The 21,085-nt window shown below is 70.5% G+C and carries 21 protein-coding genes; 5 read left to right on the top strand and 16 right to left on the bottom strand.

The annotated features are described in order from the left end of the window. Positions 1–268: 268 nt before the first annotated feature. Both tyrS and HQK15_RS12350 read right to left on the bottom strand, forming a co-directional pair. Positions 269–1,528: a tyrosine--tRNA ligase gene (tyrS, locus tag HQK15_RS12355; RefSeq protein WP_173491751.1), complete on the bottom strand. Its 1,260-nt coding sequence runs from the start codon at positions 1,526–1,528 to the stop codon at positions 269–271. A 69-nt stretch (positions 1,529–1,597) separates the two neighbouring features. Further along, a complete protein-coding gene (locus HQK15_RS12350) occupies positions 1,598–1,984 on the bottom strand; it encodes a universal stress protein (protein ID WP_173491750.1) in 387 nt (128 codons plus the stop codon). A gap of 74 nt (positions 1,985–2,058) precedes the next feature. Here HQK15_RS12350 and HQK15_RS12345 point away from each other — a divergent pair, with 74 nt between their 5' ends. Further along, positions 2,059–2,709: a DsbA family oxidoreductase gene (locus tag HQK15_RS12345; protein WP_173491749.1), complete on the top strand. Its 651-nt coding sequence runs from the start codon at positions 2,059–2,061 to the stop codon at positions 2,707–2,709. Between the two features lie 100 nt (positions 2,710–2,809). Here HQK15_RS12345 and HQK15_RS12340 read toward each other — a convergent pair whose 3' ends face one another. Genes HQK15_RS12340 through HQK15_RS12325 form a run of 4 tightly spaced genes read right to left on the bottom strand, consistent with a single transcriptional unit; the run spans position 2,810 to position 6,241 of the window. Then, positions 2,810–3,220: a universal stress protein gene (locus HQK15_RS12340; protein WP_173491748.1), complete on the bottom strand. Its 411-nt coding sequence runs from the start codon at positions 3,218–3,220 to the stop codon at positions 2,810–2,812. Further along, the gene (locus tag HQK15_RS12335; protein WP_173491747.1) at positions 3,217–4,731 is read right to left on the bottom strand and encodes a tripartite tricarboxylate transporter permease; all 1,515 of its coding nucleotides are present in this window, start codon (positions 4,729–4,731) and stop codon (positions 3,217–3,219) included. Before HQK15_RS12335 ends, HQK15_RS12340 begins: the two co-directional genes overlap by 4 nt. Continuing rightward, positions 4,731–5,249 (bottom strand): tripartite tricarboxylate transporter TctB family protein, encoded by a 519-nt coding sequence (locus HQK15_RS12330; RefSeq protein WP_173491746.1) that lies wholly within the window; start codon positions 5,247–5,249, stop codon positions 4,731–4,733. The genes HQK15_RS12335 and HQK15_RS12330 overlap by 1 nt, the downstream gene beginning before the upstream one ends. After that, positions 5,246–6,241, bottom strand: a complete 996-nt coding sequence (locus HQK15_RS12325; RefSeq protein WP_173491745.1) for a Bug family tripartite tricarboxylate transporter substrate binding protein — start codon at positions 6,239–6,241, stop codon at positions 5,246–5,248. Before HQK15_RS12325 ends, HQK15_RS12330 begins: the two co-directional genes overlap by 4 nt. A gap of 82 nt (positions 6,242–6,323) precedes the next feature. On the opposite strand from HQK15_RS12325, the gene HQK15_RS12320 reads away from it, so the two are divergent. Both HQK15_RS12320 and HQK15_RS12315 read left to right on the top strand, forming a co-directional pair. Beyond that, positions 6,324–7,910 (top strand): sensor histidine kinase, encoded by a 1,587-nt coding sequence (locus HQK15_RS12320; protein WP_217361606.1) that lies wholly within the window; start codon positions 6,324–6,326, stop codon positions 7,908–7,910. After that, positions 7,907–8,572 (top strand): response regulator, encoded by a 666-nt coding sequence (locus tag HQK15_RS12315; RefSeq protein ID WP_173491743.1) that lies wholly within the window; start codon positions 7,907–7,909, stop codon positions 8,570–8,572. The genes HQK15_RS12320 and HQK15_RS12315 overlap by 4 nt, the downstream gene beginning before the upstream one ends. A 103-nt stretch (positions 8,573–8,675) precedes the next feature. Here the strand turns inward: HQK15_RS12315 and HQK15_RS12310 are convergent, their stop codons facing one another. Genes HQK15_RS12310 through argG form a run of 10 tightly spaced genes read right to left on the bottom strand, consistent with a single transcriptional unit; the run spans position 8,676 to position 18,572 of the window. Further along, positions 8,676–9,230: a DNA-3-methyladenine glycosylase gene (locus HQK15_RS12310; RefSeq protein WP_173491802.1), complete on the bottom strand. Its 555-nt coding sequence runs from the start codon at positions 9,228–9,230 to the stop codon at positions 8,676–8,678. After that, positions 9,227–9,853 (bottom strand): peptidylprolyl isomerase, encoded by a 627-nt coding sequence (locus tag HQK15_RS12305; RefSeq protein WP_173491742.1) that lies wholly within the window; start codon positions 9,851–9,853, stop codon positions 9,227–9,229. Before HQK15_RS12305 ends, HQK15_RS12310 begins: the two co-directional genes overlap by 4 nt. A gap of 47 nt (positions 9,854–9,900) precedes the next feature. Continuing rightward, a complete protein-coding gene (gene argH, locus HQK15_RS12300) occupies positions 9,901–11,304 on the bottom strand; it encodes an argininosuccinate lyase (protein WP_173491741.1) in 1,404 nt (467 codons plus the stop codon). Then, a complete protein-coding gene (locus HQK15_RS12295) occupies positions 11,301–11,816 on the bottom strand; it encodes an arginine repressor (protein ID WP_173491740.1) in 516 nt (171 codons plus the stop codon). The genes argH and HQK15_RS12295 overlap by 4 nt, the downstream gene beginning before the upstream one ends. A 13-nt stretch (positions 11,817–11,829) precedes the next feature. Beyond that, positions 11,830–12,771 (bottom strand): ornithine carbamoyltransferase, encoded by a 942-nt coding sequence (gene argF / locus HQK15_RS12290; protein WP_173491739.1) that lies wholly within the window; start codon positions 12,769–12,771, stop codon positions 11,830–11,832. Beyond that, complete coding sequence (locus HQK15_RS12285; RefSeq protein ID WP_173491738.1) at positions 12,768–13,931, bottom strand: acetylornithine transaminase; 1,164 nt, start codon at positions 13,929–13,931, stop codon at positions 12,768–12,770. The genes argF and HQK15_RS12285 overlap by 4 nt, the downstream gene beginning before the upstream one ends. Then, the gene (argB, locus tag HQK15_RS12280; protein WP_173491737.1) at positions 13,928–14,902 is read right to left on the bottom strand and encodes an acetylglutamate kinase; all 975 of its coding nucleotides are present in this window, start codon (positions 14,900–14,902) and stop codon (positions 13,928–13,930) included. The genes HQK15_RS12285 and argB overlap by 4 nt, the downstream gene beginning before the upstream one ends. After that, positions 14,899–16,050 (bottom strand): bifunctional glutamate N-acetyltransferase/amino-acid acetyltransferase ArgJ, encoded by a 1,152-nt coding sequence (argJ, locus tag HQK15_RS12275; protein ID WP_173491736.1) that lies wholly within the window; start codon positions 16,048–16,050, stop codon positions 14,899–14,901. The genes argB and argJ overlap by 4 nt, the downstream gene beginning before the upstream one ends. Then, a complete protein-coding gene (argC, locus tag HQK15_RS12270; protein WP_173491735.1) occupies positions 16,050–17,096 on the bottom strand; it encodes an N-acetyl-gamma-glutamyl-phosphate reductase in 1,047 nt (348 codons plus the stop codon). Before argC ends, argJ begins: the two co-directional genes overlap by 1 nt. Positions 17,097–17,138: 42 nt before the next feature. Then, on the bottom strand, positions 17,139–18,572 hold the full coding sequence (gene argG, locus HQK15_RS12265) for an argininosuccinate synthase (protein ID WP_173491734.1): 1,434 nt from the start codon (positions 18,570–18,572) through the stop codon (positions 17,139–17,141). A 92-nt stretch (positions 18,573–18,664) separates the two neighbouring features. Here argG and HQK15_RS12260 point away from each other — a divergent pair, with 92 nt between their 5' ends. Continuing rightward, the gene (locus HQK15_RS12260; RefSeq protein ID WP_217361605.1) at positions 18,665–20,473 is read left to right on the top strand and encodes a DUF2207 domain-containing protein; all 1,809 of its coding nucleotides are present in this window, start codon (positions 18,665–18,667) and stop codon (positions 20,471–20,473) included. A 37-nt stretch (positions 20,474–20,510) separates the two neighbouring features. Further along, positions 20,511–21,071: a LemA family protein gene (locus HQK15_RS12255; protein WP_173491733.1), complete on the top strand. Its 561-nt coding sequence runs from the start codon at positions 20,511–20,513 to the stop codon at positions 21,069–21,071. Positions 21,072–21,085: the final 14 nt, after the last annotated feature.

The raw sequence follows: 21,085 nt of genomic DNA, 5'->3' as shown, positions 1-21,085 counted from the left end.
TTACACGGTTCGTTTTCACCGGTCAAAACCCGGGTCGGTCACCATGCACAGCCCCCGTTATCAGCGATCCGTCTCCTGAAACCCACAAGGTTCCGTGCCGTTGACCGTTTCGGTGAAGCTGGTCGGACCGCTGAGGCGACTCACCTTCCGGCTTGCCGTTCCGCTGCGCTGTCCAACAAGAAGAACATTACGGGCACATTTCCCCGCTGGTCAAATCGGCTCGCTGTGGTCCACCCCACATCGAGGCGACCCCCTGAAATGACGGGGTTCAGCTCACGCGGACGCCGGAGACGGACCGTTTGCCTTTGCGAATCACGGCCCACGTGTTGTAGAGGAGCAGGTCACCCTCGAGCACCTGATCGGGGTCGGAGACGCGGAGGTTGTTGACGTACGCTCCCCCGTCGGCGACGGCTCGACGAGCCGCCGACTTGCTGTCGGTGAGGCCTGAGGCGACCAAGGCGTCGACGATCGTCGGACGGTCGGCCGCCGTGAGGTCGGCGGCGCCGGCCTCACGAAGGGCTGCCGCCAGCGTCGCCTCGGGCAGATCAGTGAGCTCACCGCGGCCGAACAGCGCTGCGGCGGCCAGCTCGGCCGCGGCCGCCTCGTCAGCTCCGTGCACCAGCGTCGTCATCTCGGCAGCAAGCCGTCGCTGCGCCCCTCGCAGTCCCGGCTTCTCGGTGTGCTCGGCCTCGATCGTGGAGATCTCGTCGAGCGTCAGGAAGGTGAACTGGCGCAGGTACTCCACCACCTTGGCGTCCTCGGCCTGGATCCAGGACTGGTAGAAGGCGTAGGGGCTCATCAGGTCGGCGTCGAGCCAGACCGTGCCCGACTCGGTCTTGCCGAACTTGGTGCCGTCGGCCTTGGTGATCAGCGGAGTCGCGAGCGCGTGCACCTTGTGACCGTCGGAGCGGCGGACGAGCTCGACGCCGGCCGTGATGTTGCCCCACTGGTCGCTGCCTCCGGTCTGCAGCACGCAGCCGTGGCGGCGGTGCAGCTCGAGGTAGTCGAGCGACTGCAGCAGCACGTAGCTGAACTCGGTGTAGCTGATGCCCGACTCGAGACGACTGCTGACGACGTCGCGCGCCAGCATCCGGTTGACCGGGAAGTGCTTGCCGATGTCGCGCAGGAAGTCGATCGTGCTGAGGCCCTCGGTCCAGTCGAGGTTGTTGACCAGCGTCGCCCCGTTGGGGCCGTCGAGGTCGACGAAGCGTGACACCTGCGACGCGATGCGCGCGACCCAGTCGGCGACGGTCTCCTTGGTGTTCATGATCCGCTCCCCCGCCTCCTTGGGGTCACCGATCAGACCCGTGGAACCGCCGACGAGCAGCAGGGGCCTGTGGCCGGCGAGCTGGAGGCGGCGGGCGGTCAGGATCTGCAGCAGGTTGCCGATGTGCAGGCTGGGCGCGGTCGGGTCGAAGCCCACGTAGTAGGTGATCGGCCCCGCCGACATCTCCGCGCGCAGGGCGTCGCGGTCCGTCGAGTGCGCGATGAGTCCGCGCGCGTCGAGGTCGTCCAGAACGTGGGTCACAGGTGTCGCCTTTCGGGGGTCGGGATGCACCGCGACCTTAGCGCGGCGTGCCGAGACCCCACGGCCTGACTACGGCTTGACGGCGACGACCGGCACCGGCGAGTCGAGCAGGATCGCCTGCGCGACACTGCCCATGAGGATCTTGCCCACGGGGCTGCGCCGGCGGATGCCGAGCACGAGCAGCGTGGCGCCGGCCTGCTCGGCCTCGAACAGCACGGCGTCGGGGACGTTCTCTCCGACGGCCTGGCGGATCTCGTACTCGACGCCCTCGTCGTCGAGCCTCTCCCCCAGCGACTGCACGTGGTTGCCGCGCGCGAAGCCGGTGTCGAGGCGCGGCTCGACCTTGCTGATGTTGATGAGGACGATCCGGTCCCCCGAGATCTGGGACTGGGCGACGGCCCAGTCGAGAGCTGCTCGACCGAACTCGTCGGGACGGTAGGCGACGGCAATTGTCATGACATGAAACTACTCCCTCGGACCGCCTCGACGGAAGTGGAATACGCCGCGGGTCGGTCGGCGTTGCATCACGCGTGAGTCAAACAGTGAAGGTCGACATCTGGTCCGACATCGCGTGCCCGTGGTGCTTCATCGGCAAGAGGCGGTTCGAGACGGCGGCGGCAGAGTTCGCCGCCTCCGGCGGACAGCTCGAGGTCGAGCTCCACTCCTTCGAGCTCGCGCCCGACACACCGGTCGACTTCGACGGCAGCGAGATCGACTTCCTCGTCTCGCACAAGGGCATGCCGGCCGCCCAGGTCGAGCAGATGCTGGACCAGATGACCCACCTCGCGACCACCGAGGGCCTCAGCTACAACTTCGACGCGCTGCAGCACACCAACACGGTCAAGGCCCACGAGCTGCTGCACTTCGCCAAGTCGAAGGGTCGCCAGCACGAGATGAGCGAGCGCCTCTTCGCGGCCTACTTCGAGGAGGGTCACCACATCGGTCGCGTCGACGACCTCGCCGACCTGGCGGTGGAGATCGGGCTCGACCGCGACGAGACCGTCGAGGCGCTCACGAGCGAGCGGTTCCTGCCGGCGGTGCACGCCGACAAGGACCAGGCCGTGACCTACGGCATCAGCGGAGTGCCGTTCTTCGTCATCGACGGCCGCCTCGGGGTGTCCGGCGCACAGGACCCGTCCGTCTTCGTCGACGTGCTGCAGAAGGCCGCGGCCGGCGAATGACGGGCCCGCTCGAGATCGTCGGCGACGAGGACGCACCGTCCTGCGTGGACGGCGTGTGCGCGGTCCCCGTCACCGACGAGCCCGAAGAGCCGGACGAGGACTAGACGAGCAGGTCCTCCGCGCCGTCCGGCTTGACCGCCAGGACCGGGCAGGTCGCGTCGAGGATCAGCCGCTGGGCGACGCTGCCGAGCAGCAGCTTGCCGACCGGCGTCCGTGGTCGGATCCCGACCACGATGAGCGTCGCGCCCGTGTCGGCGGCCGCGTCGAGCACCGCCCCGGCGATGTCGGGGACGATGTCGTGCCGCACCTCTGACTCGACGTCGAGGCGGTCGAGCGCCGTGTGCAGACCCGCCATCTCCTCGTCACGGGCGAACTTGCGGTCGACGTAGGCGTCACCCTTGGACGGGTTGACGACGACGAGCCGCTCCCCTCGGCGAGCCGCCTCGGTGGCGCCGTACGACAGCGCCGCGTGACCGAACTCGTCCGGGCTGAACATCACGACGACACTCATGCCGATACCTCTTCCTTGTCGTCGGTGGCCGGTTCGGCCTGGGGCTTGCGCAGGCCGTTGGCGACGATGAAGACCAGCGTGGCCGCGATGAAGACGTAGACGATCACTGCGACCGGCTCGCTCCACAGGGTGCTGATGTCGCCCGACGAGATCTGCAGGGACGTCGTCAGCTGGTCCTCGAGCTTGGGCCCGAGGATCACGCCGATGATGAGCGGCAGCACGGGCAGCCCGAAGCGACGCATCGCGAGGCCCAGCAGGCCGATGACCAGCAGGATGCCGAGGTCGAACGGCTGGAAGCTGACGCTGTAGGCGCCCAGCGAGGCGAAGAACAGGATCCCGGCGTAGAGGTACGGGCGCGGGACCTGCAGCAGCTTGGCCCACAGCGGAGCCAGCGGCAGGTTGAGCAGCAGCAGGAGCGTGTTGCCGATGAACAGGCTCGCGAGCAGCGCCCAGACCAGCTCGGGCTCGCCCGTGAACAGCTGCGGGCCGGTCTCGATGCCGTAGCTCTGGATCGCGAGCAGCATGATCGCGGCGGTCGCGGTCGTCGGCAGGCCGATCGCCAGGAGCGGCACCAGCGTGCCGGCGGCCGAGGCGTTGTTGGCCGCCTCCGGCCCCGCCACGCCCTCGATGGCACCCTTGCCGAACTCCTCGGGGTGCTTCGCGAGCTTGCGCTCGGTGGCGTACGACAACAGGGTCGGGATCTCGGCGCCTCCGGCCGGGATCGCGCCGAACGGGAAGCCGAACGCGGTGCCGCGGAGCCACGGCTTCCACGAGCGTCCCCAGTCCTCACGGCTCATCCACGGCTGTCCGACCGGGATGATGTCGAGCGGGCGCCGACGCAGGTGCGCCGCGACCCAGAGGGCCTCACCGATGGCGAAGATCGCGACCGCGACGACGACGATGTCGATGCCGTCCGCCAGCAGCGGGCTGCCGAACGTCAGGCGCTGCTGGCCGGTCTGACCGCCGACGAGGCCGATGGCCAGGCCGAGGAACAGGGCGATGAAGCCGCGCAGACGGGACGTGCCGAGCACGGCCGTCACCGCGAAGAGGGCCAGCAGGAGCAGGGCGAAGTTCGACGGACCGCCGAGCTTGACGACCTGCGACGCGAGCGGCGGGGCGAACAGCACCACGAGCGCGGTGCCGATCGTGCCGGCCACGAACGAGCCGATGGCCGCGGTCGCCAGCGCCTGGGCGGCTCGGCCCTTCTTGGCCATCTTGTTGCCCTCGATGGCGGTCACGACCGAGGACGACTCCCCCGGTGTGTTGAGCAGGATCGACGTCGTCGAGCCGCCGTACATGCCGCCGTAGTAGATGCCGGCGAACATGATCAGGGCGCTGTCGACGCCCACGCTGTAGGTGATCGGCAGCAGGAGCGCCAGGGTCATGGCGGGGCCGATGCCGGGCAGGACTCCCACGGCGGTGCCCAGGAAGACGCCCAGCAGGGCGTAGAAGAGGTTCTCGAGGGTCAGGGCCGTCTGGAAGCCCTCCAGCAGCAGGTCGAGGTTGCCCATCACAGGATCCCGTCCAGGACGCCCGCCGGGATCGCGAGACCCAGGCCGGAGTAGAAGCCGTACCAGGTGCCGACCGAGAGAGCCACGCCCACCGCGACGTCGCGGATGAGGGTGCGGCTGCCGAGGACGTAGGCGGTGCCGACGAACAGCATCGCGCCCGTGATCGCCCAGCCGAGCCAGTCGATCAGCAGGATGTTGGCCACGAACACGGCGACGAGCTTCATGACGGTGACCCAGTCGCTGGGCTCCGTCAGGTCGACGTCCTCGCCGTCCTCGACCGTCGGCGCGTCACCGCGGGCGGTCGCGATCGCCAGCAGCGCCGCGAGCAGCAGCAGCGCCGCTCCGACGACATACGGGAAGGCGTAGGGCTGGACCGGCTGGTCGGCGAAGCCGTCCTCCAGGGTCGTGGCGTCGTAGACGACGTAGGCACCGACCACGGCGAGGAACGCCGCGAGTCCGTACTGCGCCTTGTCGACGATGCGCGTGCCCGTCCCGACGGGCTTCTCGATGGTCGTCATGCGAGTCCCAGCTCCTTCAGCGTCGTCTCGACGCGCTTGTCCTGCTCCGCGAGGAAGGTCGCGAACTCCTCGCCCGTGGCGAAGGAGTCGATCCAGCCGTTGCGCTTGATCGCGTCCTTCCAGCCCTGGGTCTGGTGCATCTCGGTGAACATCTCGACCAGGCGGTCCCGCGACTCGTCCGAGATGCCGGGGGGCGCGAGGATCCCGCGCCAGTTGACGAACGTCATGTCGACGCCGGACTCCTTCAGGGTGGGGGCGTCGATGTTGTCGAGCCGCTCGGCGCCGGAGACGGCCAGCACCCGCAGCGACCCGTCCTTGATCTGGCCCTCGAACTCGCTCGGACCGGAGGTGCCGACGTCGATCTTCTTGCCCAGCAGCGCGCTCGTGAGCGGTCCGCCACCGTCGTAGACGATGTACTTGACCTGCTTGGGGTCGATGCCGACCGTCTTGGCCATCTGCATCGGGAAGAGGTGGTCGGGGCCGCCCGGCGACGAGCCGCCACCGATCGTCACGCTCTGCGGGTCGGCCTTCCAGGCCTCGACGAGGTCGTCGATGGTCTTGAACGGGGAGTCCTTCGGGACGATCAACGCCTCCTGGTCCTCGATCAGCCGAGCGATCGGCGTCGCGTCGGAGACGCGGGCGCTGGAGTCGTTGGTGTAGGTCGCGCCGACGACGCCGAGACCCATCGACATCACGAGGTCGTCGACGCCGCGCTCGTTGAGGAGGCGCTGCATCGCGACGGTGCCGCCGGCGCCGATGACGTTGGTGACCTCGAACCGGCCGGAGATGTCGGCGTCCTCGAGGACGCGGGCCGCTGCCCGTCCGGTGAGGTCGTAGCCGCCGCCGGGGCTGTTGGGGATGTACATGCTCACGCGACGGTTGGCCTCGCCGTCGTCGCCACGGGTGACCCCGCACGCGGAGAGCGTCAGGGCTGCCGCGAGGGCGAGTGCGAGAATCGCCCAGGGCCGCTGGGTGCGCCGGGTCGGCGTCATGGAACCTCCTGTGGTCGACCCCGAGCATGACGGTCCGATGTGGTCTGGGTCACCATTGCGGAAGCAAAGGAGGTTGTGGACATTGTGGTCACCACGGCGGAGACGCCTGACACTCGCCGGACAGTTCCTCGTCCTGCAGCTCGTCGTCATCGCGCTCGTGCTCGCGATCGTCGGCGCCATCTCGGTGCGTCAGTCGACGGCGTCGTTCGCCGCTGACCGGGGCGCGCAGATGCGGTCGGTCGCGGAGTACCTCGCCAACGGCGCCGTCGTGCGCGACCAGATCACCCGCCCGGCACCAGCGAGGAGCCTGGCTCCCCCGATCGACCGTGCCGTGAGCCTGTCGGGCGCCACCGACGTCACGATCGCCGACCCCGACGGCCTGATCCTGTCGTCGTCCGATCCCCGACTGATCGGCGAGCAGGCCGCACTCGGGGACTCCCGGGTCCAGGCGGGACGTGGCTGGATCGGCGACGTGGAGACCCGCGGACGTCGCTACGTGGCGGGACATGCGCCGATCATCGACGACAGCGGCGAGGTCGTGGGGCTCGCGATCGCCGAGCAGCGCTATCCGACGACGTGGGCCCGTCTGACCGACGCCGCCGGCGACCTGGTCCTCTATCTCGGCGTTGGTGCGCTGCTCGGCGTCGCGGGGTCGCTGCTGCTGGCCCGGCTGGTGAAGCGCCGGACGCGGGGTCTGGAGCCACAGGAGTTCGCGACCCTCGCCGACCACCGGGAGGCGCTCCTGCACAGCATCCGCGAGGGAGTCATCGCGGTTGGCACCGACGGCCGGGTGACGATGGCCAACGACGGGGCTCGCGAGCTGCTCGGCATCGACGGCGCCGCGGTGGGACGCCGGGTCGACGACCTCGGGCTGCCCGCAGAGGTCGCGACGATCCTGACCGACGGGAGTGCCGGCGCCGACGCCGTGCTGCTCGTCGGGGACCGCGTCGTCGTGTTCAACCAGCGGTCCGCGTCGAGCCGCGGCCAGGGCATCGGTACGGTCACCACCATGCGTGACCGTACCGAGCTCGTGTCGATGCAGAGCCAGCTGAGCTCGAACCTGTCGATCACCGACACCCTGCGCGCCCAGACGCACGAGTTCGCCAACCAGCTGCACACGATCTCGGGTCTCGTGCAGCTCGGCGAGTACGACGAGGTGACGACGCTCGTGGGCACGCTCACCCGCCGACGGGCCGAGATCAGCGACGCCGTGACCCGCCGCGTCACCGACCCGGCCGTCGCTGCCCTCCTGATCGCCAAGTCGAGCGTGGCCGCCGAGAACGGCGTGAGCCTCACGCTGGCGTCGACGTCCGGCCTGCCCGCGCTGGCGCCGACGGCCTCGGCCGACCTCACCACCGTCATCGGCAACCTCGTCGACAACGCCGTCGACGCGTGCAAGACCAGCCCGCACCCGTCCGTCGAGGTCGAGCTGGTCGTCGCGGGCGACGAGATCGTCCTGGAGGTGCGCGACAACGGCCCGGGCGTGCCCGAGGGCATGGTCGACGCGATCTTCACCCGCGGCTTCTCGACCAAGCCGGACGTGCTCGGTGGCCGCGGCATCGGGCTGCCGCTCGTCCGCCTGATCTGCTCGCAGCGCGGAGGCTCGGTCACGGTCGAGCACGGCGACGGCGCGACCTTCTGCGTCCGGCTGCCGCTGGAGCTCGCATGATCCGCGTCCTCGTCGTCGACGACGACTTCATGGTCGCCGGCATCCACGCGAAGTTCGTGGCTCGTACGCCCGGCTTCGAGGTCGTCGGCACGGCGCGGACGGGAGCCGAGGCCCTGCAGATGTGCGGCGACCTCGACCCGGGGCTGGTGCTGCTCGACGTCCACCTGCCCGACATGAGCGGGCTCGACGTGCTGCAGTCGCTGCGCGCGGACGGCAGCACCGTCGGGGTCGTGATGGTCACGGCCGAGCGTGATGCCGAGGCCGTGCGCACCGCCCTGCACGGCGGTGCGATGCAGTACCTGGTCAAGCCCTTCGAGTTCGACGACTTCGCTGCCCGGATGCAGCGTGTCCGCGAGGCGCTGACGACCCTCGCCGCGGGAGCGCCCGACCAGGCGGCGATCGACCGGGCCTTCGGGGCGCCGGCGGCCGCTGCCACGACCCTTCCCAAGGGGTTGAGCCCGGAGTCGGCGCAGCTCGTCGAGGATGCGCTGTCGAGCAACGGTGAGCTGTCGGCGGCGGACTGCGGGGAGCAGGTGGGCCTCTCGCGGGTCAGCGCTCGCCGCTACCTGGAGTACTTCGTCGACCAGGGACTCGCCACGGTGCGGCTCAACTACGGCAACGCGGGGCGTCCCGAGCGCCGCTACCGCTCCACCCGGAGGTAGCTCGCCACCGCTCCTGCGGTGCGCGGTGCGTACCCCACCGTCTCGGCGCCAGAAGCCGCCCAGACGGTGGAGGAAGCACCGCGCCCGGTCGGGGTGGGCTCGGTCAGGCGCGGGGGCTGCGGCGATAGGCCGACACGGTCGGGTCTGCCGTGACCCAGAACCGCCACGGCACGTCGGCCGCCTTCGACACTCCGACGCGAGGTCCTGCGCTGGTCTCGGGCGGCTGCTTCGGCGCATCGCCCAGACGGACGCCGTCGGCCGTCAGCAGCTCGGTGCCCAGGTCGTCGAGCGACAGCCCCAGGGCTCGTGCGAGGTTGCCGGGGCCCCGGGCCAGCCGGACGTCCGACACCCCGGGCCGCCGCCCGCGGGCGACGTCGAGGCCCTCGACCACCTCACCGGCCCGGATCAGCACCGCCGAGGCGGTCTCGGTCGGACCGGTCACGACGTTGGCACACACGTGCATCCCGTAGGACCGGTAGACGTAGAGCCGCCACGGCGGGCCGTACATGATCTCGCTGCGCGGCGTCCGGGTGAACGCGTGCGACGCCGGGTCGTTGACGCCCCCGTATGCCTCCACCTCAGTGATGCGGACGGCGGCTCCGTGGCCGTGCAGCGTCCGCCCGAGCAGGCTGAGGGCCCGCTCGACGACGTCGCTCAGGAGACCGACTCGATGACGACGTCCTCGGCGGGGGCGACACCGTCGGGGCCGTTGCCGTCGGCGGAGATGTCCTGGACGACCTTGAGGCCAGCGTCGTCGACCGAGCCGAACACGGTGTAGTCGGGGGTGAGGCCCGATCCCTCGAGCACGATGAAGAACTGCGAGCCGTTGGTGTCGGGGCCGGAGTTGGCCATCGCGAGGGTGCCCGGCGGATAGGTCTCGTCACCGGTCAGCTCGTCGGCGAACGAGTATCCGGGACCACCCGTGCCGCTGGCCGACGGATCACCGCACTGCAGCACGAAGTCGACCACGAGCCGGTGGCATGTGGTGTCGTCGAAGTAGCCCTGCTCGGCCAGTGACACGAACGAGCTGACGGCGCAGGGGGCGGCCTTCGGGTCAAGCGTGGCCACGATGTCGCCGCGGTTGGTCGAGATCGTGAGCGAGTCGACGCTCGTCGGGTCGCTCGGGGGCAGGTCGGCCTGCTTGGCGGCCTCGCCCTCCTTGACGTACGAGCACTCCCCCGCGGCGGCGGCGCCGTCTGCGGGGTCCTCGGACCCCCCGCACGCCGTCAGCAGGGACACCAGGATCACGGACGCCGACGCGGCCAGGAGACGAGATCGCATGGTCAGACCCTACCGATCCTCGGCGCGTCGGCGACCGGTGGTGAGCCTCAGGCCAGCCGTGCCCGCAGCTCGGCGAGCTGCTCGCCGACGCGCACCTGCGCCGTCCCGCCGCGCGAGTCACGCGACGCGAGCGAGCCCTCCACCGTCAGCACGTCCCTGACACCGGGCGTGAGCGCCGGGGAGATCGCCGCGAAGTCGTCGTCGGACAGGTCCCACAGCTCGATGCCGCGCTGCTCGCACGCCTGGACGCAGGCGCCGGAGAGCTCGTGGGCGTCGCGGAACGCAACACCCTCGCGGACGAGCCACTCGGCGATGTCGGTCGCGAGCGCGAAGCCCTGCGGCGCCAGCGCCTGCATCCGCTCGGTGTTGAAGGTCAGCGTGGCGACCATGCCGGTGAACGCCGGGAGCAGCACCTCGAGGGTGTCGATCGAGTCGAAGACCGGCTCCTTGTCCTCCTGCAGGTCACGGTTGTAGGCCAGCGGGAGGCCCTTCAGCGTCGCCAGGAGGCCCGTGAGGTTGCCGATGAGCCGGCCGGACTTGCCGCGGGCCAGCTCGGCGATGTCGGGGTTCTTCTTCTGCGGCATGATGCTGGATCCCGTGGAGTAGCCGTCGTGCAGCGTGACGAAGTCGAACTCCTTGGTGTTCCAGATGATGATCTCCTCGGCGAGCCGCGAGACGTCGATCCCGATCTGCGCGGTCACGAACGCGAACTCGGCCACGAAGTCGCGCGCCGCGGTCCCGTCGATCGAGTTGGCCGTCGAGCCGGTGAAGCCGAGGTCGGCGGCGACCTTCTCCGGGTCCAGCCCGAGCGAGGAGCCGGCCAGGGCGCCGGACCCGTAGGGCGAGTCGGCCGCGACCCGGGCGTCCCAGTCGGCGAGCCGCTCCAGGTCGCGCACGAGCGGCCACGCGTGCGCCAGCAGGTGGTGCGACAGCAGCACGGGCTGGGCGTGCTGCAGGTGGGTGCGTCCCGGCATGGCCACGCCGAGGTGCGCCTCGGCCTGGGCGGCCAGCGCCTCCACGAGCTGCGTGACGAGCGTCGAGATGCGGCGGCCGTGGTCGCGCAGGTACATCTTGAACAGCGTGGCGATCTGGTCGTTGCGCGAGCGGCCGGCCCGCAGGCGTCCGCCCAGGTCGGGCCCGAGGCGCTCCAGCAGACCGCGCTCGAGGGCCGTGTGCACGTCCTCGTCGCCGGGCTGGGCCACGAACTCCCCCGACTCGACGTCGGCTGCCAGGGCGTCGATGCCGGCGATGAGGGCGGTGCAGTCGTCGCGGCTCAGCAGGCCGGCGGCCTGCAGGACGAAGGCGTGAGCCTTGGAGCCAGCGAGGTCGTACGGCGCGAGGCGCCAGTCGAAGTGGGTGGAGCGCGACAGCTCGACGAGCTCCGGCGAGGGGCCGGAGGCGAAGCGGCCTCCCCAGAGGGCGGTGCTCTCGGGGGACGTGGGGTCGGTCACGGGTTCTCCTTCGGGGTCGGACCGGCGAGGTCCATGAAGCGTCGGGCGACGGCGTCACCGCCGTCGGGGTCGCGGCAGATCATCATCACGGTGTCGTCGCCGGCGATCGTGCCGATGACGTCCTGCGGTGCCGTGTGGTCGATGGCCGAGGCGAGGTACTGGGCTGCCCCGGGCGGCGTGCGCAGCACGACGAGGTTGGCCGAGGCCTCCGCCGTCACGAGCACCTCGCGGGCGACGCGCACCAGTCGGGCGTGGGCGGCCGAGCTGCCGGTGCCGGGCCGCGGCGTACGGTCGCCGCCCTCCGCGGGGACCGCGTAGACCAGGCCGCTGCTGCCGTGCCGCACGCGCACCGCGTCGAGCTCGACCAGGTCGCGCGAGACGGTCGACGGGGTCGCCACGACGCCCTGCGTCTGCAGCAGGTCGACGAGCTCGCCCTGCGACCGCACCGCATGGCGGGTCAGCAGCTCGACGATCAGCTGCTGCCGCGCGGTCTTGGTGTCCGCGGTGCTCATCGGGTGACCTCGCTCATGAGGGGCTCTGCGACTTCTCCAGGAGCCAGACCATCAGCGCCTTCTGGGCGTGCAGCCGGTTCTCCGCCTCGTCCCACACGACGCTCTGCGGCCCGTCGAGCACCTCCGAGGAGATCTCGAGGCCGCGGTAGGCCGGCAGGCAGTGCAGCACGATCGCGTCGGGCGCCGCCAGAGCGAGCGTGTCGGAGGTGATCGAGTAGTCGCCGAACAGCTGCAGGCGCGCCTCCTTCTCGGCCTCCTGCCCCATCGAGACCCAGGTGTCGGTGATGACGACGTCGGCACCTGCGAGAGCCTCGGCAGGATCGTCGGTGACGACGACCGAGCCTCCGGTGCCCTCGGCGATCGCGGCAGCGTCGCCGACGATCCGGGCGGACGGCTGGTAGCCGGCCGGGGCGCCGATGCGCACGTGCATGCCCGCGGTGGCGCCGCCGAGCAGGTAGGAGTGCCCCATGTTGTTGGCACCGTCACCGAGGTAGGCGACGGTCAGGCCGGCGAGGCGGCCCTTGTGCTCGATGACGGTCTGCCAGTCGGCCAGGATCTGGCAGGGGTGGAAGTCGTCGCTGAGCGCGTTGATGATCGGCACGCCGGCGTGGGCGGCCATCTCCTCGAGCCCCGCCTGTGCGTAGGTGCGCCAGACGATCGCGCTGGTCATGCGGCCGAGGACCTTCGCGGTGTCGGCCGACGACTCGCCGCGTCCGCCCTGGGTCACGGCGGAGTCGAGGACCAGCGGGTTGCCGCCGAGGTCGGCGATGCCGACGCTGAACGACACCCGCGTGCGCGTCGAGGCCTTGTCGAAGATCACCGCGACGGTCTGCGGGCCGGCCAGCGGCTTGCGCGCGTAGGGGGCGGCCTTGATCTCGGCGGCCAGTGCCAGGACCTCGGCCTGCTCAGCCGGGGTCAGGTCGTCGTCGCGCAGGAAGCTGCGCACGCCGCTCATGCGCTGACCTCGTCGAGGACGGCACGGATGGCGGTGACCGCGTCGGCGGCCTGGTCCTCGCTGAGGATCAGCGGCGGTGCCAGGCGCAGGCGCTCCGGGGTGGCGTTGTTGAGGATCAGCCCGGCCGCGAGGGCCGCCTTCTGTGCCTCGGCCGCGAGCGGCTGGTGCAGCACGATCCCGACCAGCAGGCCACGCCCGGTGACGTCGGCGACGAGCGGGTGGTCGCCGAGCCCGCGCCTGATCTGGTCACCGACCGTGGTGACGTGGTCAAGCAGCTGGTCGGTCTCGATCGTCTCGATGACCGCGAGCGCGGCAGCCGTGGCGACGGCGTTGCCGCCGAACGTGGTGCCGTGGTTGCCCGGCTGCAGCAGGGTCGCGGCGTCGCCGATCGCGATGCACGCGCCGATCGGGATGCCACCGCCCAGGCCCTTGGCCAGGGTCATGAGGTCGGGCACGATGCCCGACTCGGTGTGGGCGAACCACGCGCCGGTGCGGCCCATGCCCGACTGCACCTCGTCGAGCCACAGCAGGGCGCCGTGACGGGTCGTGATGTCGCGTGCGGCCTGCAGGTAGCCGTCCGGAGGGACGACGACCCCGGCCTCGCCCTGGATGGGCTCGAGCAGGACGGCGGCGACGGTCTCGTCGACGGCCGCCTCCAGCGCGGCGGTGTCGCCGTACGGCACCCAGTGGACGTCGCCGGGCAGCGGCTCGAACGGGGCCCGGTAGGCCTCCTTGGACGTCAGCGCCAGCGCACCCATCGTGCGGCCGTGGAACGCCCCCTCGGCCACGATGATCTTGGTGCGCCCGGTGCGGCGGGTCACCTTGAACGCGGCCTCGTTGGCCTCGGTGCCGGAGTTGGTGAAGAACACCCGGCTGTCGTGACCGACCAGGCTCGTGAGCTTCTCCGCCAGCGCGATCTGCGGCTCGGTCGCGAACAGGTTGGACGTGTGGCCGAGCGTCGAGAGCTGCTCGGTCACGGCGGCGATGATCGCGGGATGGCCGTGGCCCAGCGCGTTGACGGCGATGCCGGCGAGCAGGTCGAGGTAGCGCGTGCCCTCGGCGTCCCAGACATAGGCACCCTCGCCGCGCACGAGCATCCGCGCCGGCGTGCCGAAGGTGTTCATGACGGCGCCCTCGTAGCGCTTCGTCCAGACGGTCATGGCTTGTCCTTGTCGACGCTGGTCGAGTAGAGCGCGGTCCGGATGCGGGTCTGCGCCCCCGGGACCACCTGGGTGCCGACGCCCTCGTCGGTGAAGATCTCGAGCAGGACCGCGTGCGGCTCGCGACCGTCGATGACGGTGGCGCGCTTGACGCCCTCCTCGACGGCCTTCAGGCAGGCCGCCATCTTGGGGATCATGCCGGTCGACAGGTCGGGGATCAGCTCGGCGAGCGCCTCGGGGCCGATCTCGCCGATGACGTCGGTGCTGTGGGGCCAGTCGGCGTACAGCCCCTCGACGTCGGTCAGCACGAGCAGCTTCTCGGCGCCGAGAGCGACGGCCAGAGCCGCCGCAGCGGTGTCGGCGTTGACGTTGTGGACCTGCCCGCTGGCATCGGGCGCGACGGTCGACACGACCGGGATGCGTCCGGCCTCGATGAGGTCCTGGACCGCCTCGGGGCGGACGCCCACGACCTCGCCGACCAGACCGATGTCGGTCTCGACCCCGTCGATGACGGGCATCGTCTTCTGGGCGGTGAACAGGCCACCGTCCTCGCCGGAGAGACCGACTGCGAGGTCGCCGTGCTGGTTGAGCAGCCCGACCAGCTCACGTCCGACCTGCCCGGTCAGCACCATGCGGACGACGTCCATCGTCTCGGGCGTCGTGACCCGCAGTCCGCCGCGGAACTCCGACTCGATGCCGAGCTTGTCGAGCATCTTGCTGATCTGCGGTCCGCCGCCGTGGACGACGACCGGCTTGAAGCCGGCGAGGCGCAGGAAGACGATGTCCTCGGCGAACGCCCGCTTGAGGGTCTCGTCGGTCATGGCGTTGCCGCCGTACTTCACCACGATGACCTTGCCGTGGTACTTCTTCAGCCAGGGCAGCGCGTGGGCGAGGGTCGCGGCCTTGGCCGTCGCCTTCTTCCAGTCGTCGGGGTGCCACTCGTGGTCGGGTGCGTCGAAGTCAGGGGTCATGATGAGTACGCCGAGTTCTCGTGGACGTAGGCCTGCGTCAGGTCGTTGGTCCAGATGGTGCCCGACTGGTCGCCGGACTTGAGGTCGATCGTGACGGAGACCGCGCGGGCCTCCAGGTCGATGGAGTCGGCCGACTCCCCCGGCCCGCTGTTGCGACAGACCCAGACGCCGTTGAGCGCGACGTCGAGGTCGGCCGGGTCAAACGCCGCCTGGGTCGTGCCGACCGAGGCGAGGATGCGCCCCCAGTTGGGGTCCTTGCCGAAGATCGCGCACTTGAACAGGTTGCTGCGGGCCACCGAGCGTCCGACCTCGAGGGCGTCGTCGACGCTGGCCGCGTTGACCACCTCGATCGCGATCTCGTGGTCGGCGCCCTCGGCGTCGGCGAGCAGCTGCATCGCGAGGTCGCGGCAGACCGCCGTGACCGCGTCGGTGAAGGCCGCGGCGTCAGGTGTCGTGCCCGACGCGCCGGACGCCATCAGCAGCACCGTGTCGTTGGTCGACTGGCACCCGTCGGAGTCGAGCCGGTCGAAGGTCTGGGCCGTGGCCGAACGCAGCGCGGCGTCGACGGTGGCCGAGTCGACGTCGGCGTCGGTCGTGATGACGACGAGCATCGTGGCCAGCGCGGGGGCCAGCATGCCGGCGCCCTTGGCCATGCCGCCGACGGTGAACCCCTCACCCTGGGCGACCGACTCCTTGGCGACGGTGTCGGTCGTCATGATCGCGGTCGCAGCCGTGTGACCGCCGTCGGCACTCTGCCCCTCGACGGCCGCACGGACGCCCGACAGCAGCGCCTCGCGGTCGTTGAGCAGCCCGATCAGTCCGGTCGAGCAGACCTGGACGTCGACTGCGCCGACGCCGAGCTGGCCGGCCACGGCCTCGGCGGTCTGGTGGGTCGTCTGGAAGCCCTCGGCACCGGTGTAGCAGTTGGCGCCGCCGGAGTTGATCGCGACGGCGACCGCCGTGCCGCTCGCGATGGCCTGCTCGCTCCAGAGAACGGGGTTGGCCTTGCACCGGTTGGTGGTGAAGACCGCGGCGGCGGCCTTCGACGGTCCCTGGTTGACGACCACGGCGACGTCGGGCGCGCCGGTCGACTTCAGGCCCGCGGCCACGCCGTGCGCGGTGAATCCCTGGGCTGCTGTGACGCTCATTAGGGGGCAACTCCGATGGTCGAGAGCCCCGTGGTCTCAGCGAGACCCAGGGCGAGGTTCATGGACTGGATGGCACCGCCGGCGGTGCCCTTGACGAGGTTGTCGATCGCGGAGACGACCACCAGACGGCGAGCCCGGGCGTCGATCGCGAGCTGCAGCTGGGCGGTGTTGGCGCCGAGCGTCGCAGCCGTGGTCGGCCACTGGCCCTCGGGCAGCAGGTGGATGAACGGCTCGTCGCCGTAGGCCGCCTCGTACGTCGAGCGGACCGTGGCGAGGTCGACGCCGTCCTTGATGCGGGCCGTCGTCGTGGCGAGGATGCCGCGGGCCATGGGCACCAGTGTCGGGGTGAACGAGATCGTCACCTCGTCGGCGCCGGCCAGCCGCAGGTTCTGCATGATCTCCGGCACGTGGCGGTGGGTGCCGCCGACGCCGTAGGGCGAGGCCGCGCCGAGTCCCTCGGACGCCATCAGGTTGGCCTTGGGTGCCTTGCCGGCACCGGAGTAGCCGTTGGCGAGCACCGCGACGAGGTCGGTGGCGTCGACGATCCCGGCCGCGACGGCCGGCTGGATGCCCAGCGTGATGGCCGTGACGTTGCACCCGGGCACCGCGATGCGGTTGACCCCGGCCAGGGCGTCGCGCTGACGTCCCGCGCCGACGAACAGCTCCGGCATGCCGTAGGGCCAGGTGCCCGCGTGCTCACCGCCGTAGAACTCGGTCCAGTCGTCAGCCGACTGCAGGCGGAAGTCGGCACCCAGGTCGATGACGAGGGCGTCGTCGCCCAGCTGGGCGGCGACGGCCCCCGACTCGCCGTGAGGCAGGCCGAGGAACACCACGTCGTGGCCCGACAGGGTCTCGGTGGTCGTGGGTTGCAGGATGCGGTCGGCGAGCGGGACGAGGTGCGGGTGGTGCCCGCCCAGCGCGGTGCCCGCGCTGGACGCGGCGGTCAGGGCGCCGATCTCGACGTCCGGGTGCGACAGCAGCAGCCGCAGCACCTCTCCACCTGCATACCCGCTCGCGCCGGCGACGGCGACGGTGATCGTGGTCATCTCTCCACCTTTGCAGAAGTGTGGTCTGGGGGCGCGCAGCCCTCAGTCGGTGCCGAACTCCATCGCGGCGGCGTCGAGCGCCTGCTCGTCGGCGCCGGCGAGGCCGGGGTTGGCCTCGATCCGGGTCGCGCCGCCCGCGGGCAGCTCGCCGAAGAGCGTGCCGTTCTCGACCAGCACCTGGCCCTGGTCGAGCGGCTGGGCGGCGTACTGCTCGAGCATCGCGCGGGAGTCGGCGATGTCGAGGTTGCGCATCGTGAGCTGTCCGATGCGGTCGGTGGGGCCGAACGCGGCGTTCTCGGTGCGCTCCATCGAGAGCTTCTCCGGGTGGTAGGAGAAGTTCGAGCCCTGCGTGTCGAGGATCGAGTAGTCCTCACCGCGGCGCAGCCGCAGCGTCACCTCGCCGCTGACGACCGACGCGATCCAGCGCTCGACCGACTCGCGCAGCATCATCGCCTGCGGGTCGAGCCAGCGTCCCTCGTACATCAGCCGGCCGAGGCGACGACCGTGCTGGTGGAAGTTGGCGATCGTGTCCTCGTTGTGGATCGCGTTGACCAGCCGCTCGTAGGCGATGTGCAGCAGGGCCATGCCGGGAGCCTCGTAGATGCCCCGGCTCTTGGCCTCGATGATGCGGTTCTCGATCTGGTCGGACATGCCCAGGCCGTGGCGGCCGCCGATGACGTTCGCCTCGTGCACGAGCGCGACCGGGTCGCCGTCGAACCGTGCGCCGTTGATGGCCACGGGACGTCCGGCCTCGAACGACACGGTGACGTCCTCCGTCTCGATCTCGACGGCGGGGTCCCAGAACTTGACGCCCATGATCGGGTCGACCGACTCCAGCGAGGTGTCGAGGTGCTCGAGCGTCTTGGCCTCGTGCGTCGCGCCCCAGATGTTGGCGTCGGTCGAGTAGGCCTTCTCCTGGCTGTCGCGATAGGGCAGGTTGCGGTCGGTCAGCCACTGGCTCATCTCGGTGCGGCCGCCGAGCTCGGCGACGAACGCCGCGTCGAGCCAGGGCTTGTAGATCCGCAGCTCGGGGTTGGCCAGCAGGCCGTAGCGGTAGAAGCGCTCGATGTCGTTGCCCTTGAACGTCGAGCCGTCGCCCCAGATGTCGACGCCGTCCTCGTGCATGGCCCGCACGAGGAGCGTGCCGGTGACGGCCCGGCCGAGCGGCGTGGTGTTGAAGTAGGTGCGGCCGCCGGAGCGGATGTGGAACGCTCCGCACGCCAGCGCAGCGAGGCCCTCGTCGACGAGGGGACGCTTGCAGTCGATCGACCGCGCGAGCTCCGCGCCGTACTCCATCGCGCGACCCGGGATGCCGGAGATGTCGGGCTCGTCGTACTGGCCGATGTCGGCGGTGTAGGTGCAGGGGACGGCGCCCTTGTCGCGCATCCACGCGACGGCGACCGAGGTGTCGAGGCCCCCGGAGAAGGCGATGCCGACGCGCTCGCCGGTCGGAAGGCTGGTCAGAACTTTGGACATGTTCACATTCTTGCACACCTCTGCAAGACCTTGCATCACCGGGTGGAGCCGAACGTGCCCTCGGCACACGTCCATGCCCCTAGGATGCAGCCATGATGCGGACCTTCCTGCGCGTTCTCGTGCTGATCATCGCGGCAGGTCTGCTGTTCATCCCGGCTCTCGCGTCCTCGATCCCCACCGACCAGACCAGCGGCCCCGACCCGGTGCGGATCTCCGACTACCAGGTCGACTACATCCTCAGCGCCGACGGCACCCTCGCGGCGAAGGAGACCCTGACGACGGAGTTCCCCTCCGGGCGCCACGGCATCTTCCGCTTCTGGGACCTCACCGACCCGTCCGACGACAGCGTCCGGCTGGTGCCGGAGGACATCAAGGTCGAGCTCGACGGCGGCGACGTGCCGTTCGAGCTGCAGTGGAAGAAGGGCCGCACCATCCGGGTCGCGAAGATCGGCGACCCCGACTCGTACGTCTCGTCCGGCACCCACACCTACACGATCAGCTACACGATCGACGGCGCGCTCTCCCCCACCACGGTCGGTGGAGGCACGTTCGGCTCCTCCAGCTGGACCGACGAGCAGCCCGCCCAGTCGGTGTTCTACTGGAACGTCGTGCCGCAGGGCTGGGACATGGCGATCGACAAGACCACGATCCGCCTCACGCTGCCCGAGAAGTCGGGCAAGGTGCAGTGCACCTCGACGTTCGACGGCACCGGGACGTGCGACATCGCCGGAGGTGGTACCGACACCGTCACGGTCTCGACCGGTGCCCTCGCTCCGCGGACCCCCGTCACGGTCCGCATCGGGCTGCCCGTCGCGACGCCCGACCGCGTCACCGTCCCCTGGCCCGCGCAGCTCGACCGCGCCCTGGGACGGTCGTTCGGCGGTCTGCTCGCGATCCTCGCGATCACGGTGGTGCTCGGCGCGATCGCGTACGTGCTCGATCGTCGCTCCCGCGAGCAGAAGCCCGGCTACCCCGTCACGTACGAGCCGCCGCCGGGGCTCGGTCCGGTCCAGACGGCCTACCTCACGACCGAGACGACACCCCACCGCAGCCTCGTCGCGACCCTGCTCTACCAGGCCGAGCAGGGGCTGACGACGCTCACCGACAACGGCGGCAAGTCGTGGACCATCACCGGGGTCGGCAACGCGGACGCCTGGGCGAAGACCGACGACGTGACCCGATTCGTCGGCACCAGCCTCGGGGTCACGACGCCCGGCTCGCACTTCAAGTCCAGCAAGGACTCGGTCTCGTCGGGCCAGACGCTGCAGTCGGTCCGTGACGCGATCCCCGAGCAGACCAGTGCGTGGGCCTCTGGCATCGGCGCCCAGCGCGCCGTGTCGTCGGAGTCGGTCGCCCGGGCCCTCACGGCGCTGGCGGCCGTCGCGCTGCTGGGCTTCGGCATCTTCCTGCACCCGCCGGTGTCGGCCTACCTGCTGCCGCTGGCCGGCATCGCGTTCGGCGGGGCGGGGCTGTTCACCTCCGGCGTGGGCAAGCGTCGCACCCCGCTGGGGCGCGAGCTGTGGTCGCTGTCCGGCGGCTTCGAGCGCATGCTCTCGACCGACTCCGCCAAGGACCGGTTCGACTTCAGCGGCCGCACAGACCTCTACACCGCATTCATCCCCTTCGCCGTCGCCTTCGACTGTGCCGACCGTTGGGCCAAGAAGTACGAGATGACCACGGGCTCCCCCGCGCCCGTCCCGGTCTGGTATGGCGGCGGAGCCTCGTCCGGGGCGTCCACCGGCTTCTTCGGCAGCAACGACGCCTACTCCGGATTCGAGTCCTCGCTGGCCTCCTCGATCAGCGCCTACACCGCGACCCAGTCGTCGTCCTCCTCCGGTGGAGGGGGCGGCGGTGGAGGCGGCGGTGGCGGTGGAGGCGGCGGCGGAGGCGGTTCCTGGTGACCCGCACGAACCCAACCCCTGCAACAAGGAGACATCCATGGCCGTCCTTCTGACCATCATCGGCATCATCGTCGTGCTGCTGCTGTTCACTGCCTACGCCTTCAACAAGCTGCGCCGCCTCGACATCGGGGCGCAGGAGGCGCTGGGCGGCATCGACGTCCAGCTGACCCGGCGCGCCGACCTGATCCCCAACCTGGTCAACACCGTCAAGGGCTACGCCCAGCACGAGAAGGGCGTCTTCGAGGCCGTGACGGCCGCGCGTGCCGGCGCGAAGTCTGCTGCTGCCGACGGCACCGTCGCGGAGAAGGCCGAGGCTCAGCAGGTCCTCGACAAGGCCATCATCGACGTCCTCGCGGTCGCCGAGGCCTACCCCGACCTCAAGGCGTCCGCCGGGTTCCTGCAGCTGCAGACCGAGCTCGCCGAGACCGAGGACAAGATCTCGTTCGCCCGCCAGTACTACAACGACGCGGTCGCGTCGCTCAACAGCATCGTCCGCACGATCCCGTGGCTGCTGTTCACCGGCATCGCCGGCGTCCACGCCCGCGAGTTCTACAACGCCCCGGAGGGCCAGGAGACGCCCCCCGCCGTCCAGTTCTGACCCCCACACGCTGA

It is taken from the genome of Aeromicrobium stalagmiti (genome assembly GCF_013283745.1).
Classification (GTDB): Bacteria; Actinomycetota; Actinomycetes; order Propionibacteriales; family Nocardioidaceae; genus Aeromicrobium; species Aeromicrobium stalagmiti.
This window is presented reverse-complemented; position numbering and strand designations above follow the sequence as displayed.